General features: G+C 38.3%; 16 protein-coding genes. 5 read left to right on the top strand and 11 right to left on the bottom strand.

All coding sequences use genetic code 11. The annotated features are described in order from the left end of the window. Window positions 1-6 precede the first annotated feature (6 nt). From QNH48_RS06930 to QNH48_RS06915, 4 genes are all read right to left on the bottom strand, one after another. Entirely contained in the window at window positions 7-384 is a 378-nt protein-coding gene (locus tag QNH48_RS06930; protein WP_283954314.1) for an FAS1-like dehydratase domain-containing protein, read from the bottom strand. A gap of 135 nt (window positions 385-519) precedes the next feature. Beyond that, entirely contained in the window at window positions 520-1,203 is a 684-nt protein-coding gene (locus tag QNH48_RS06925) for a hypothetical protein (RefSeq protein WP_283954313.1), read from the bottom strand. Further along, window positions 1,193-1,732, bottom strand: a complete 540-nt coding sequence (locus QNH48_RS06920; protein ID WP_283954312.1) for an RNA polymerase sigma factor — start codon at window positions 1,730-1,732, stop codon at window positions 1,193-1,195. Before QNH48_RS06920 ends, QNH48_RS06925 begins: the two co-directional genes overlap by 11 nt. A 254-nt stretch (window positions 1,733-1,986) precedes the next feature. Further along, complete coding sequence (locus QNH48_RS06915; protein ID WP_283954311.1) at window positions 1,987-2,568, bottom strand: DUF4256 domain-containing protein; 582 nt, start codon at window positions 2,566-2,568, stop codon at window positions 1,987-1,989. A gap of 161 nt (window positions 2,569-2,729) precedes the next feature. Between QNH48_RS06915 and QNH48_RS06910 the strand changes: the two genes are divergently transcribed. After that, window positions 2,730-3,719, top strand: a complete 990-nt coding sequence (locus QNH48_RS06910) for a DUF3231 family protein (protein ID WP_283954310.1) — start codon at window positions 2,730-2,732, stop codon at window positions 3,717-3,719. Window positions 3,720-3,818: 99 nt separating this feature from the next. Continuing rightward, window positions 3,819-4,181 (top strand): GNAT family N-acetyltransferase, encoded by a 363-nt coding sequence (locus QNH48_RS06905; protein WP_283954309.1) that lies wholly within the window; start codon window positions 3,819-3,821, stop codon window positions 4,179-4,181. 311 nt (window positions 4,182-4,492) lie between these two features. On the opposite strand, the gene QNH48_RS06900 is transcribed toward QNH48_RS06905, so the two are convergent. From QNH48_RS06900 to QNH48_RS06880, 5 genes are read right to left on the bottom strand one after another with little or no spacing between them, the layout of a single operon-like run. Continuing rightward, entirely contained in the window at window positions 4,493-5,035 is a 543-nt protein-coding gene (locus tag QNH48_RS06900; protein ID WP_283954308.1) for a 2-oxoacid:ferredoxin oxidoreductase subunit gamma family protein, read from the bottom strand. Window positions 5,036-5,037: 2 nt separating this feature from the next. Beyond that, entirely contained in the window at window positions 5,038-5,790 is a 753-nt protein-coding gene (locus QNH48_RS06895; protein ID WP_206021628.1) for a thiamine pyrophosphate-dependent enzyme, read from the bottom strand. Continuing rightward, window positions 5,787-6,851 carry a 3-methyl-2-oxobutanoate dehydrogenase subunit VorB gene (locus tag QNH48_RS06890; protein WP_283954307.1) on the bottom strand — a complete coding sequence of 355 codons (1,065 nt, stop codon included), beginning with the start codon at window positions 6,849-6,851 and terminating at the stop codon, window positions 5,787-5,789. Before QNH48_RS06890 ends, QNH48_RS06895 begins: the two co-directional genes overlap by 4 nt. Window positions 6,852-6,870: 19 nt before the next feature. Then, complete coding sequence (locus QNH48_RS06885; protein WP_283954306.1) at window positions 6,871-7,101, bottom strand: 4Fe-4S dicluster domain-containing protein; 231 nt, start codon at window positions 7,099-7,101, stop codon at window positions 6,871-6,873. Window positions 7,102-7,113: 12 nt separating this feature from the next. Further along, window positions 7,114-8,043, bottom strand: coding sequence for a nucleotidyltransferase family protein (locus QNH48_RS06880; protein WP_283954305.1), 930 nt, complete (start codon window positions 8,041-8,043; stop codon window positions 7,114-7,116). Here QNH48_RS06880 and QNH48_RS06875 point away from each other — a divergent pair. Continuing rightward, window positions 8,009-9,112 carry a metallophosphoesterase gene (locus QNH48_RS06875; protein ID WP_283954304.1) on the top strand — a complete coding sequence of 368 codons (1,104 nt, stop codon included), beginning with the start codon at window positions 8,009-8,011 and terminating at the stop codon, window positions 9,110-9,112. The two genes, QNH48_RS06880 and QNH48_RS06875, sit on opposite strands and share 35 nt — an antisense overlap. A gap of 420 nt (window positions 9,113-9,532) precedes the next feature. On the opposite strand, the gene fabF is transcribed toward QNH48_RS06875, so the two are convergent. Further along, window positions 9,533-10,774, bottom strand: a complete 1,242-nt coding sequence (gene fabF, locus QNH48_RS06870; RefSeq protein WP_283954303.1) for a beta-ketoacyl-ACP synthase II — start codon at window positions 10,772-10,774, stop codon at window positions 9,533-9,535. 275 nt (window positions 10,775-11,049) lie between these two features. Here fabF and QNH48_RS06865 point away from each other — a divergent pair, with 275 nt between their 5' ends. Next, window positions 11,050-12,063, top strand: coding sequence for a DUF1646 family protein (locus QNH48_RS06865; protein ID WP_283954302.1), 1,014 nt, complete (start codon window positions 11,050-11,052; stop codon window positions 12,061-12,063). A gap of 57 nt (window positions 12,064-12,120) precedes the next feature. Here the strand turns inward: QNH48_RS06865 and QNH48_RS06860 are convergent, their stop codons facing one another. After that, complete coding sequence (locus QNH48_RS06860) at window positions 12,121-13,143, bottom strand: GGDEF domain-containing protein (protein WP_283954301.1); 1,023 nt, start codon at window positions 13,141-13,143, stop codon at window positions 12,121-12,123. A 245-nt stretch (window positions 13,144-13,388) separates the two neighbouring features. On the opposite strand from QNH48_RS06860, the gene QNH48_RS06855 reads away from it, so the two are divergent. Beyond that, window positions 13,389-14,051: an FMN-dependent NADH-azoreductase gene (locus QNH48_RS06855; RefSeq protein ID WP_283954300.1), complete on the top strand. Its 663-nt coding sequence runs from the start codon at window positions 13,389-13,391 to the stop codon at window positions 14,049-14,051. Window positions 14,052-14,073: the final 22 nt, after the last annotated feature.

Below are 14,073 nucleotides of genomic sequence, written 5' to 3'. Positions count from 1 at the left end.
CAATTTTTATAATATTACTCCCGCAAAATTCCCTCTCAACACCTGTTTCTCATTCTGATTTGTACAAAGGAAAGTTGCCACAATAGACATTCTATTTTTATCTTGCTTTTCAAACTGCTCAATTGTTACTTCACATATTATTGTATCTCCTGTAAAAACTGGTCTCAAGAACTCAAAATTCATAGAGCGAGCAAGTACATTATTATCTCCACCAACTTTTGTAGGTAATGTGGCTGTCAACAATCCTTGTATGACAAGTCTTCCCTTTTCATCTGGAGTAATATGATGATTCCCTTCATCCAAAGATACTTTTGTAAACATTTCCACATCTTCTTTGTTGAAGGTACGTTCAAACCTAATTATTTCTCCTACATTTAATACCAATCTGGACTCCTCCTTGAATTTTATACTAATTCTAGTATAAATAAACCCAAATATTCAAACAATTGTTAAATTTCTTATATTTAACTAACCCGTTAGTAGGAAATGGCATGTAATGGCGGGCTTTAGAATCTACTTCTAATTCTCCAAGAAACCCAAAAAGTCATTAATACGAATGACCACACCTTCTAGTTTATGTTCTTTAGTTAAATTCGCTTGCCCATTCACCGTTTCAACTTCCCATAACTCACTACCTTCCTTTTGATACTGTAATTCTACTGAGAAACTATAGACCATGTCTTTGGCATCTATTTTTTCGTATTCGATGTTTTTCACCTTTAATTGGTAACCATTCCTTAGCGGGGTATTCATTAATACTGCTCCATAGCTATTAACGAATTTCATGTAGGACGAATCATCTGCAAAATATTTTTTATATCGCTTTTCTTCATATTGCCGTAAAGGTTCTATCCATTCCGTCTGATTGATAATTTCTTTCAATTCCTCACTTGGACCTGTAAGGGCATTCTGTAAAACAGCTTCTATAGTCCGTATATTTTCATCTTGAGTTTCGTTTGCTCCTAGTGAAGTGAGAGTATTCAAAACAATATCCTTTCCATTAAAAAAGAAAAACCATGAAAATGCCAGAACACACAATGCGATACCACTTGATACATACGATAACCGTTTCATCATGTACCTCCTACTGACTTTTCTTGCACTTTGTCTAAGTTTATCTTCCGTTGATGAAACAAATTCCTGCCTTGGTTGTAAAGGATATGATTCTTTAATTAGATTGAACAAATCTTTATCAGTTTGCATTTCCAATTGCCTCCTTTACATCTAAATGCAATTTTCGTTTAAGGTCTTTTAAAGCTCTGTGATAATCTACTTTGACCTTTGATTCACTGCAATTGAGGATCTCAGCTGTTTCTTTTATTGAAAATTCATTTATTCCTCTAAGCAAAACGACTGCTCTATAATTTGGCTTTAATGTTGAGATTCCTTCATGCACTATCTTTTGCATTTCACTAATTTCAACTAATTCATTTGGTCCTTTTTCCTTTGAAATCATATTCTTGAAAAATCCCTCTTTAAAAATAGAAGAAAACCTCTTCTTTCTATAGTGGTCAATTGCCACATGTTTTGCGATTGAAAAAATCCAAGTTTTGATAGTACTATGACCATTGAAGTTTGATAAGTTTTTCAGTACACGAATAAATACTTCTTGTGTCATATCCTCCGCTTCATCTTGATTCCCCGAAAAACAAATAAGGAATCTATAAACATCTAAATAATGAAGATTATATATTTCGCTGATTTTTTCTTCCAAATTCTCTAAATCAAACAACCTTTTCCCCCCTTAAATTGAATTATTCAACTATTAATCGTTTAACTTAAGAAAAAGTTACAAGATTTTGTTTATTAACTGATTTTACTCACAACAAAGCTTTGAAAGAAAAAAAGGCCTAATCCCTCCGCAACTTAGCGAGGAATTAGGCTTTTAATCTTCCATAAACACGCCCGTTTGTTGAAGAATGAAATTAAAGCTTTTCCCTAGGTGATCTCGTTCTCAAATTCAAATTTAGCTGTCCGTGCAAAAATTTAGACCCTTAGCGAGCCACGAAACCCTCTGGCACCATAGTAGGAGTCCGCACCGTTGTGATACAAGAATACATGCCCGAAGCGACAATCGCAAAAAAGAGCACCGCCGAGTTTTCTAATAGCAGAGGGTGTTTGCACCCAACTCGACGTTTTCAAATCGAAACTTTCAAGTTCCTGTAATGCTCGATATTGTTCCTCCGTTAAAAGTTCAATGCCCATGGCATTTGCCATATCCATAGCGCTATTTTCTGGTTTATGTTTTTTCCTTGCCTCCAGCGCTTCGCGGTCGTAACAAACACTTCTGCGACCTTTAGGACTTTCCGCTGAACAATCATAAAATATGTATTCATCCTTCTCTTCATCATAACCAACAACATCCGGTTCACCGCCAGTTGCTTCCATTTCATTGAGCGACCACAGTTTTTCAGGATTAGCATCCAGTTTTGCCTGGACTTTAGTCCATTCAAGACCTTTATGGCGGTGCATGTTTTTCTCAAAACGTGCTTTCAATACTATGAGTAATTCCTCACTTTGTTCATGTGACAACTCATTTTGATTGCTGATTTCATTTCTATCTGTCATGTTAATTTCCCCCTTAGTAACTATGTGAATTTAGTTTACATTAATATAGCTGATTATGAAAATCCATTCCTCCAGAATAAAATAAAGGAAACTGTATACTTCAATACCATTATCATAAACTAAAACTAAAATAGAAAAGAGTAAAATTGGAGGTGTTTCCTATGGGGATTTTCAGGAAATCAAAGACCAATACCTTGACCGCTGCAGAAGTATCCGCCCTTTGGCTTCAGTATTTGGGTGATAGTATGGCAATATGTGTTTACAAATATTTTCTTAACATAGTTGAAAATAATGAGATAAAACCTATTTTAGAATTCGCATTTCAGTTAGCTGAGAGCCATATTACGAAAATCACCGAATTCTTAGAAAATGCAAATTTCCAAATCCCAATAGGATTTACAGAGAATGACGTGAATGTTAATGCACCTCGTCTATTTTCTGACCAATTTCTACTATTTTATTCCTATATTATGACAATACATGGGATAACTGCATATGGCTTGGCTGTTTCAAACACGGAGCGACTAGACCTACAAGATTACTTTTTTGATTGCACAGTATCCTCTAAAGAATTGTTCCAAAAAATAGTGGAATTGGCTAAAAACCAATCAAAATATACAAGTGTTCCATCCATTCCTTCACCTCATGGTGTGGAGTTTATGGAATCGACAGGATTCATTTCTAATTTAATTGGAGACAAAAGACCACTAAATAGTTCGGAAATCAGCACCCTTTTCTTTAATTCAACGAAAACTGGATTTATCAGCTCGTTAAGTTTAGCTTTTAGTCAAGTGGCGGTGCGTGAAGATGTTCGTAATTTTATGTTAAAAAACGTTAAATTAGCAGGGAAAGATGCTGAAAGCTTTGACACTATATTACAACAGGATTATTTACCAATACCTGAAAAGTGGGATGACGAGATTACAAATTCTACCGTAAGTCCATTTTCTGATAAATTGATCATGTTTCATGCCGGGTTTTTAGTTAATGCGGCTCTTACTTATTATGGTGCATCATTAGGTTCAAGCTACAGGTCCGATATAATCGTAAACTATAGTAAAGTATTTACCCATGCTATGGAGGCAGGTGCAATTTCTTATAATATTATGGTTAAACATGGATGGTTAGAAAAACAACCTGAAGCTAATTAAAAGAAAACCTCATAACCACTGGAATATAATTAAACAACAAATTACATAAGAAAACGCAAAGTACATAGCAACTTTGCGTTATTATGATGAAAACTAGCAGTGAGTGAACTGCTAGTTTTGTTGTTTGTATATTCCTTTGTTACCGAAACGGAAAACAAACTTGTAGGGTTTATTGCAGCAATAGGCAGTAAGTTAAAACGAAATCAACATGCCGTCTATCTTGTTTTAGGAGTTTCAGAAGATTACCGAGGTCAAGGTATTGCCACTAAGCTATTTAACAAATTGTTTGTTTGGGCAAAAGACGTTGGAATATCCAGATTGGGATTAATGGTTATTAAAGGCAACACGAAGGCGTTTAACTTATATAAGAAGATGGGGTTTGTTTTAAAAGGAGAAAAAATTCACTCACTGAAAATTAACGAAAAATTCGCAAACGAATATTACCTATATAAGTTGTTATAAAATCAATAACGCACGATTAGAACTTTTCGCTACTGCTTGGCTCCTTTTTTAGTCCGAACGCGTACGAATAGCCTGTATTCGTTACCGCTTGACTCCTTTTTTATCACCCACGGGCACGAATAGCCTTTATTCGTTACCGCTTGACTCCTTTTTTATCACCCACGGGCACGAATAGCCTTTATTCGTTACCGCTTGGCCCCTTTTTCAACCTGAACGGGTACGAATAGCGGTAATGTCCGAAAAATTTCTAAATTTCCCGTATATGCTTCCATTTAATGATGGCCCAAATGTAAAAACAGCCTGAATGATAATCAGGCTGTTTTTACAGAACTAAACCCCTTATTGAGAGCATGTTTGTTAACCTCCATTAAATGGTGTTTTTCTTTTGACAGTACTTTTTTCAATGATTCTATGATGGATTCACTCGAAACTACCTTTGTCTGTTCGATAAAGGCGCCTAATAAAATCATGTTCGCGACCCGTGCATTTCCAAGATCTGCTGCCATATCGGTTGCAGTTAATTCAATGATTTCGATATCACTGCGTTCGGAAACTCTTGTCACTAATGATGAATTAATAATCAATAATCCTCCTGGACGTACTCGGTGTTCGAATTTATCGAAGGAAGGATTATTTAGAATTATAGCTGTCGAAGGATTTGTGACTAGCGGGGAACCAACGGGTTCATCGGATACAATCACTGCACAGTTTGCCGTTCCGCCGCGTTGTTCAGGACCATAGGATGGAAGCCATGAAACTCCTTTCCCTTCGAGCATGCCAGCATATGCTATCAGTTGACCCATTGACATGACACCCTGTCCGCCAAAACCTGCGATAATGATTTCCTCCAACATGTTTACTGGCCCCCCTCTATATTTTTGTAAACGCCTAGAGGATAAGCAGGAATCATATTATCTTTTACCCATTCAAGGGATTCGTAAGGATCAAGACCCCAGTTTGTCGGGCAGGTTGATAATATCTCAACCATTGAAAAGCCAAGCCCATTTTTTTGTGCTTCAAACGCCTTCCGAATCGCACGTTTTGCCTTTTGGATATGTGGTACATCATGTGCAGAAACTCTTTCAATGTAGGCAGTTCCATCTAAAGTAGCCAGCATTTCACAGACTTTAATCGGCGATCCCTGAATACTTTCATCACGTCCAAAAGGGGTAGTAGCTGTTTTTTGGCCGATCAAGGTAGTCGGTGCCATTTGTCCGCCTGTCATACCATAAATCGCATTATTTACAAAAATAACCGTAATTTTTTCCCCTCTAGCGGCAGCATGAATGACTTCACTTATACCGATGGATGCTAGGTCCCCATCACCTTGATAGGTAAATACATAGCGGTCAGGCAGCACCCTTTTCACTCCTGTTGCCACAGCTGGAGCACGGCCGTGAGCCGCCTGAGTCATATCACAATTAAAATATTCATAGGATAAAACCGAACACCCGACAGAGGCAACTCCAATCGTGTCCTCTAAAATATCCATTTCTTCCAGAACCTCTCCGACAAGCCGGTGGATGACGCCGTGTGTACAGCCCGGACAGTAGTGTGTTGGGTTATCGGTCAAACCGTTTGTCTTTTTAAAAACTGTTTTCATACTCATACCGTAATACCTCCGGTTACAGTTAAAATCTTTTGATAAATTTCTTCCTGAGTTGGTACCACTCCGCCTGTCCGTCCGTAAAAGTCCACCTCTGCATGACCATTAACAGCCAATCTCACATCCTCAACCATTTGACCGGCACTCATTTCTACGGAAATATATCCTTTTACTACATCTCTCGTTTCTAGGAACGGTTTTTCTGGGAATGGCCAAAGTGAAATTGGACGGATTAGTCCTACTTTTAAACCTTGCTGTCTAGCTTTATTAATAGCATTCATCGTAATTCGGGCTACTGTGCCAAAAGCTACCATAATATAGTCAGCATCATCGGTTAGATAGGTTTTGTAGCGAACCTCGTTTTCTTTGATTCTCGCAAACTTTTTCTGCAAGGCTTCGTTACGAGTTTCCAAGCTTTTAGCATTAAGCTCCAGTGAGGTGATAATTCTTCGCGGTCCGTCTCCGCGGGTTCCGGTTGTTGCCCAATTCTTTTCTGGAAGCTCTGATTCAGTCCCATCTATAAACTCTACTGGCTCCATCATTTGCCCGAGCATCCCATCCCCCATAAGAATCACAGGTGTACGGTAGCGGTCGGCGATGTCAAATGCTTCACTTGTTAATTCGACGATTTCTTGTAAAGAAGCGGGTGCCAACACGGGGATATTATAGTCCCCATGACCGCCGCCCTTTGTTACCTGGAAGTAATCAGACTGGGCAGGCTGGATATTCCCTAAGCCAGGGCCGCCCCGAACGATGTTTACAACGACAGCGGGTAACTCTGAACCTACTAAATAGGAAATTCCCTCCTGTTTTAAGCTGAATCCAGGACTTGAAGAGGAGGTCATAACCCTGACTCCTGTCCCAGCAGCACCATAAACCATATTGATCGCAGCGATTTCACTTTCAGCCTGCAGAAATAACCCGCCAACCTCTGGGAGTCTTCTCGCCATGTAGGCTACAAGCTCACTTTGCGGTGTAATCGGATAGCCAAAAAAGTATTTACAACCTGCTTGGACAGCTGCTTCCGCGATGACTTCATTTCCTTTCATCAACACTTTCCCCATAAATAAGGCTCCTTTCAAATTAAACAGATTGCAAAACCTTGACTGGTCTGTATACGGAAATGACACAATCCGGGCAAATTTGGGCGCATTTCGCACAGCTAATACAATGGTCCTGATCGGTGACGGCTGCGGGACGATAGCCTTTTCCATTTAAATAGTCTGCTAGAAAAATAACATTTGTTGGGCATACCTGAACACAAAGTCCGCACGATTTACAAATATCCTCATTAAAAACAACTCTTTTTTCCACCTGTTTTCACTCCTATCCTTCCCAGGGTACTTTCATATAACGCTTGATGAACATCACCTGATGGCTATTTGCAAAACAACTGGCTTTATTTTCTAAATCAACAGAGATGGTAGTGTATAGCAGCGGAATTGAAAGTATGTTTGACACCTCCAAACTCATCTCATACCCGTTGAGGATATCTGCCATGCTCGTTTCGCTGCCGATATTTGAATTGTTGATGATTCCCGTTACCTTTAAACGAGCAGCCTTTTCAATCTGCTCAATCGTGTAGATCGCACCTTCTATGGTACTGACATATGGACGATTCGCGTTCAGGACGAATAACAGCTCTGGTTCTAAATACTTCCATTCGTGATAATACTGTCCTAAAGCCATAGCTCCATCTTTATCGCCACCGGCATCGATAATCACTCTGTAGCGAGGATCATGTAAAACACGATAGATTTCTCCCGAAACAATGGGTAAATCTGAGGTTGCCAGGCGGTTGGCAGGAGCTATTAATTCAATATCCCGCTGCTCGAAAAGATCGGAAACATCCCTAGAACGAAAATAAGGATTAATGACATCTAAGTCGTTAATAGCTGTTTTGTTATGTAGCTTTTTCTCATTCATTGCCAGATTTATCGCAATCTCTGTTTTGCCACTACCAAAGTGACCGGTTAGGATGGTGATTCTGTTCAATGTAAAGGATACCTCCTTAAACGAAGCTCTTTTGCAAACGGTTACATTTAAATAAATACCTATTATATACTTTATTATAATGTACGTTTTCACCAATCGGCGTTGACCAATGTCACAGTTTAATGAACATGTTGTTGTACTTTTAATGGTTCTTTTCGCATGTATCAACAGCTGCAATCTGCCAAATAATAACACATAATTAACTGTTTGGAGGGGGTTGACGTTTATGAACAATAAAAAGGTGTTCCTTTTACTCATCATGTTTACAATCACTCAAGTACTATTTCCTTCTAACATGGATGCAGAAAACACAAGAATCGTTGATTTACGAATCCTCGAGACGACCGATTTACATGCTACTTTAGTGAATTATGATTATTACCAGACGAAAACAGACAATACAATTGGACTGGTAAAGACCTCCAGCCTTATTCATCAGGCCAGAAATGAAGCAGTGAATTCCCTTCTGTTTGATAATGGCGACCATTTAAAAGGAAACCCGCTTGGTGAATACCTGGTTAGAATAAAAGGAATTCAAAAAGGAAAAATACATCCCGTTTACAGTGCCTTTAATTATCTAAAGTATGATGGGATTGCAATCGGCAATCATGAATTAAATTATGGGCTTAAATTCCTAAAAACTGTCCTAAAAGGGGCTAAAATGCCTGTGGTTAATGCAAATGTATATAAAGCAAAAACCAATAAGCCTTACTTTAAGCCTTATGTTATTTTAAAAAGGAATGTTGTCGACATTCAGGGACAAAGTCATGAATTAAAAATTGGAGTCATAGGTTTTATGCCGCCTCAAATTATGCGATGGGATAAAGCAAATTTAGAAGGTAAAGTGATTGCGCGGCCCATAGTGGAAGCCGCGAAGGAATTCGTACCGAAGATGAAGGCCAAAGGAGCAGATATTATCATTGCTCTTGCCCATACAGGTATTGATAGTGAACCATACCATCCTGAAACGGAAAATGCAGTCTATTACCTAAGTGAGATTCAAGAAATTGATGCCATTCTAGCCGGACATTCTCATGGCATTTTCCCGGGACGCGCCTACAAGGATTTACCTAATACAAATATTGACGAAGGGAAAATCAAGGGAAAGCCAGTTGTCATGGCAGGTGCTTTTGGAAGCAGGCTTGGAATTATCGATCTTCAGTTAGAGGTTCAAGACGGAAAGTGGAAAGTTTTAAACAGTACTTCGTTTACAAGAGCGATTGCAGATGAAACCGGAAAGCCCCTTGTAAAGACTGATAAAAGATTACTTAAACTAATTAAACCTGAGCATCAAGAAACAGTAGACTTCCTAAAAAAGCTTGGTTTATAGCAATTTATATACATGAAAAAAAGCTGGAGCCTTTATAGTGATCGTGGCTTCAGCTTTTTTGGAGTTTGGGTCATTAAGGAGCCCTTATAGTGACCGCAGCCCCTACTTTTTGGGGATTTCGGTCACTATGGTGCCCTTATAGTGACCGCAGCCCCTACTTTTTGGGGGATTTCGGTCACTATGGTGCCCTTATAGTGACCGCAGCCCCTACTTTTTGGGGATTTCGGTCACTATGGTGCCCTTATAGTGACCGCAGCCCCTACTTTTTGGGGATTTCGGTCACTATGGTGCCCTTATAGTGACCGCAGCCCCTACTTTTTGGGAATTTCGGTCACTATGGTGCCCTTATAGTGACCGCCCCCCTATTTTCATCGCATTTTGGTCTTTATAGAGCTTTAATAGTAAATATCACAGCTAATTTTATTCGGTAAATTTTTTAAAAACCAAAGTGGCATTATGACCGCCAAATCCTAATGAGTTGGATAATACCACTTGAACATCCTTTACCTTAGCTACGTTAGGGACATAATCTAAATCCAGTTGTTCATCAGGTGTTTCATAATTGATCGTTGGCGGGATGATTCCATCCTTGATTGTAAAAAGAGAAAAAATCGCTTCTATTGCCCCCGTTGCGCCCAACAAGTGGCCTGTCATTGATTTCGTGGAACTGACAGATAATTTATAGGCATGGTCTTTGAAAACTTCTTTGATGGCTAATGTTTCATACAAATCATTATAATAGGTGGACGTGCCATGAGCATTGATATAGTCAACATGGTCAGGGGTAATACCAGCATCTGCTAATGCTAATTTCATTGCCCTTCCAGCCCCTTCTCCTTCTGGTGCAGGAGTCGTAATATGATGGGCATCACCTGTAGCCCCATAACCTATTAATTCTCCATAAATGGCAGCACCACGAGCTAATGCATGTTCTAATTCTTCTAAGACCACAATCCCTGCACCTTCCCCAATGACAAATCCATCACGATTTTTATCAAATGGTCTGCTTGCTGTGGCCGGGTCTGGATTTTTTGAAAGTGCAGTCATATTTGAAAATCCCGCAACCGTCATCCCGGTAATGGTTGCTTCCGTTCCACCAGCAATCATCACATCCACATCCCCCTTTTGAATCACGCGGAATGCATCACCAATGGAATTGGCACCAGACGCACATGCTGTAACCGAACAATTGTTGATTCCTTTAGCACCAAGTGAAATGGATACTTGACCTGCCGCCATATCAGGAATAAACATCGGTATTGTAAACGGGTTGACCCTTCTTTGGCCTTTTTCTATAAACTTCCGATGTTGTTCCTCAAATTCAGCCAAGCCGCCAATTCCTGATCCAATCCATACGCCGACACGTTCTGGTTGGATATCCTCTCCAATTTGGATTCCTGCATCCTTAATTGCCATTTGACTTGCTGCAATAGCAAACTGGCTATAACGCCCCATCCTTCTTGCTTCTTTTTTATCCATAAACTCTTCTGGTGCAAATCCTTTAACTTCCGCTGCAATCTTAACGTCAACCTTTTCGACGTCAAATAGGGTTGCAGGACCAATTCCGGAAACTCCACTTTTAATTTGTTTCCATGATGTATGAGCATCATTTCCCAAAGGAGTGACTGCTCCAACACCTGTAATCACTACTCTTTTATTCATTTAATGCTCACTCCCAAATAGATTCTTGATAATTCTTACACTACACTCTTTCTATAGTTTATCGAATTCAGAGTGGCTGGACAAATTAATTTACTCCGGCATATCATTTCACATAAAAATAATTTCCGCCCTAATAGAGATTCTTTAGACTTTTGTGTAGATATTTAGGATAATATAATCATATTTACAATACGATTACTGATAAATCTCCCAATAGTTAACGCAAAAGTTTATAATAGATTTATTCATTAGACTAAAAAAGGATTTGGTATGAATTGTTTGGATTAGTAATTATCTTACTTTTAGTTTTATTTTTACCGTTTTCGGTAAAAAAGGTCGAACACAATTTGGAACTATTCTTATTTGTAATGGGAATTGCAGCTGCTTCGATAAGCGGCATGATGAATCTTCATTTAATCGAAAAATCCCTGGTTGATCCTATTAATATTACACTAGCTGTTTTAATTGCAGGATTAGTTTGTAAATGGGGACAGGTTCAGCTGGAAAAATCAATACTATGGTTGAGCAGAATACTAACTCCTAGAATTTTCTTCGGATTAACCGTCATTATACTAGGACTTGCATCAAGCATTATTACGGCAATTATTGCAGCGATTGTGCTCGTAATCATCATTAATGTCCTTCCACTTGACCGTAAATCTGAAATTCGCTTTACCGTTTTAGCTTGTTTTTCGATTGGACTTGGCGCAGCCCTCACACCCATCGGTGAGCCTTTAGCAACCATAACACTCAGTAAGTTAAATGAAGACTTCTTCTATTTACTGAAATTAATTGGTCCTGAAGTGATTCCCGCCGTAGTGATTTTTGGTATTTTGACAATATTTTTAGTTAAACCACAAGAAAGTGCTGATGGTTTAAAGTCAGAACAAAAAGTAGAAAGCTATAAAGAAATTATTATTAGATCAGCCAAAATTTACTTATTTGTTATGGGATTAACCTTCCTTGGACATGGATTTGAACCGTTAATAAATGAATATATTTTAGGACTACATCCGATGCTGCTCTATTGGATTAACATGATTTCCGCTATTTTAGATAATGCTACCCTGGCTGCAGCCGAAATTAGTCCAGCCATGGACCAAGCAACCATTCAGGCTGTTTTAATGGGGCTAATTATTAGTGGTGGTATGCTAATACCAGGTAATATACCAAATATTATTTCAGCAGGAAAACTCAACATTACCAGTAAAGAATGGGCAAGCTTTGGTGTTCCCGTTGGACTTATTACTATGGCCATTTATTTTGTCATTTTGTTTGTTATTTATTAAGCTAAGCTAAGGCTGAAAAAAGAATCGAATCCACTCAAAGGTGATTCCGATTCTTTTTTATTTTGTCAGCATGTTCATACGAACAATGGCTTTCTCTTTCATCAAGGGAGTAAACAAGGAGTAACAATTTCTTCCCCGCTCTTTAGAATGATACATCGCAAGGTCAGCATTCTTTATTAGTGTTTCCATATCTTCACCATGGTTGGGATGCAAACTAATACCGATACTTGTTGATATCGTAAACTTTTGACCATAAATACAAAATGGATTTTTCATAACTTTTACGATTTCTTCTGCAAAATCAAATACCTCGTCTGCACATAATAATTCAGGAATAAAGATAATAAATTCATCTCCGCCAAAACGTGATAAAACTTTATCAGCTTGAATTACTTCACCCAGTCTGCCGGCAACTAATTGTAATAACTGATCTCCTGCTTCATGCCCCAGGCTATCATTAATCACTTTGAAATGATCTAAATCAAGCAACAGTACACCCTGCATACTATGGATTTTATTAATGTTAAAGTTCTTTAAACACGATTTTATAAACCAACGATTAGGCAAACCTGTTAGGGCATCATGGTAGGCCATATGTGAAATTTTTTCTTCGGCATTTTTCAACTCCGTAATATCCAATCCAAATCCGAGCAAATAGTCTCTCTTAGATTCTTCTAGGTGGATAATCGTCTTTCCGGTAAGCATATGCCCTTTTTTTCCTTGAAATTCGGTCTCCACCTCATTCGTTTGAAGAGTACGCTTCTTCCATACCTCTAAGTCGATTTCACGCTGTTTCATTGCAATAGGATGTGGAAAAAAGTCAAACACTGTTTTCCCCACAAGTTCCTCCATATTTAAACCATGTGCAAGACAGGCCTGCTTATTTGCAAATATCGTTCCACCTTCAGGATCCTCTAGGAAAACATTTATAGGTAATGTATTAAGAATCATTGAATGCAAGGATTGATTTAAGCGAAGACTTTTGACTAGCTGTTTTTCTCTCTCCTCTAGTTCTACAACTCTCTGACGTAATAACGCTAATTCACTTTCATCATTCATTTGGGAATTTTGTACATTCATAGTAATTCCGCCTTTTGGTATTAAATCTTCACAATGTTCTAACTTAATCATATTGCATTACTGATTAATTATCATAAAAGAATTCTAACAATTTAATGAATTTATTCCTACTTAAAATTAATAATATACTTACCACTTTTCGACACTTAATGTTCACGAACTTCACCATTTTTACAAAAATTGAGAGGGTTATGTTTTTTATAATAGTAGTAATGAGGTTTATTAAAATGATTGGATGTGTCTAAGTGGGAAAATTATTATATATTACAGCAAATCCAAAAGGACTTGAGAAATCAAAAGGGCTGAAAATCGGTGAGGCATTTATCAATACAATAATAGAAGAATGCCCAGAGATGGAAATGAAAACAATTGACTTGTTTTCATTCGATATCGCACATATGGATGCAGAATTAGTGTCTGCAAGAGGCAAACTAGCCGGCTATGGTTATACCTTAGATCAGTTAACAGAGGGAGAACGAAAGAAAATTCTTAAAATGCATGCACTTGCTGATGAATTTCTTTCTTATGACTACTATGTTTTCGTCTCTCCTATTTGGAACTTGAGCTCTCCAGCCGTGTTAAAAGCATATTTAGATAATTTGTTTATTGCTGGTAAAACTTTTGCTCATACAGCAAATGGTCCAAAAGGTCTCCTCACTGGTAAAAAAGCAATCCATATCAATACACGCGGCGGCCTCTACACAGGTACACCAATGAAGGAATTAGAATGCGGCGATCGTTATTTAAGAATAGCGCTTGAATTCCTCGGAATTGAGGTTATGGATACCATTATTGCAGAAGCTTTAGACCTCTATCCGCAAAAGGTACCGGAAATAGTTGAAAAAGCCAAAGAAGAGGCAATTCAAGCTGCCAAGGAAATGATAAAAATGCCCATTCTTCAGCAATAGCATAGAGAAAAAGCTTCCCCCA

Source organism: Neobacillus sp. YX16 (assembly GCF_030123505.1).
Taxonomy (GTDB): Bacteria; Bacillota; Bacilli; order Bacillales; family Cytobacillaceae; genus Neobacillus.
Note: the sequence above shows the minus strand (reverse complement) of the source record. Positions and strands in the feature narration are given on the sequence as shown.

What these genes read in the sequence shown, in the direction of transcription:
- QNH48_RS06925 (WP_283954313.1), bottom strand. Translation starts at nt 1,203, where the DNA reads ATGCAAACTGATAAAGATTTGTTCAATCTAATTAAAGAATCATATCCT.
- QNH48_RS06915 (WP_283954311.1), bottom strand. Translation starts at nt 2,568, where the DNA reads ATGACAGATAGAAATGAAATCAGCAATCAAAATGAGTTGTCACATGAA.
- QNH48_RS06910 (WP_283954310.1), top strand. Translation starts at nt 2,730, where the DNA reads ATGGGGATTTTCAGGAAATCAAAGACCAATACCTTGACCGCTGCAGAA.
- QNH48_RS06900 (WP_283954308.1), bottom strand. Translation starts at nt 5,035, where the DNA reads ATGTTGGAGGAAATCATTATCGCAGGTTTTGGCGGACAGGGTGTCATG.
- QNH48_RS06895 (WP_206021628.1), bottom strand. Translation starts at nt 5,790, where the DNA reads ATGAGTATGAAAACAGTTTTTAAAAAGACAAACGGTTTGACCGATAAC.
- QNH48_RS06890 (WP_283954307.1), bottom strand. Translation starts at nt 6,851, where the DNA reads ATGGGGAAAGTGTTGATGAAAGGAAATGAAGTCATCGCGGAAGCAGCT.
- QNH48_RS06875 (WP_283954304.1), top strand. Translation starts at nt 8,009, where the DNA reads ATGAACAATAAAAAGGTGTTCCTTTTACTCATCATGTTTACAATCACT.
- QNH48_RS06880 (WP_283954305.1), bottom strand. Translation starts at nt 8,043, where the DNA reads ATGATGAGTAAAAGGAACACCTTTTTATTGTTCATAAACGTCAACCCC.
- fabF (WP_283954303.1), bottom strand. Translation starts at nt 10,774, where the DNA reads ATGAATAAAAGAGTAGTGATTACAGGTGTTGGAGCAGTCACTCCTTTG.
- QNH48_RS06860 (WP_283954301.1), bottom strand. Translation starts at nt 13,143, where the DNA reads ATGAATGTACAAAATTCCCAAATGAATGATGAAAGTGAATTAGCGTTA.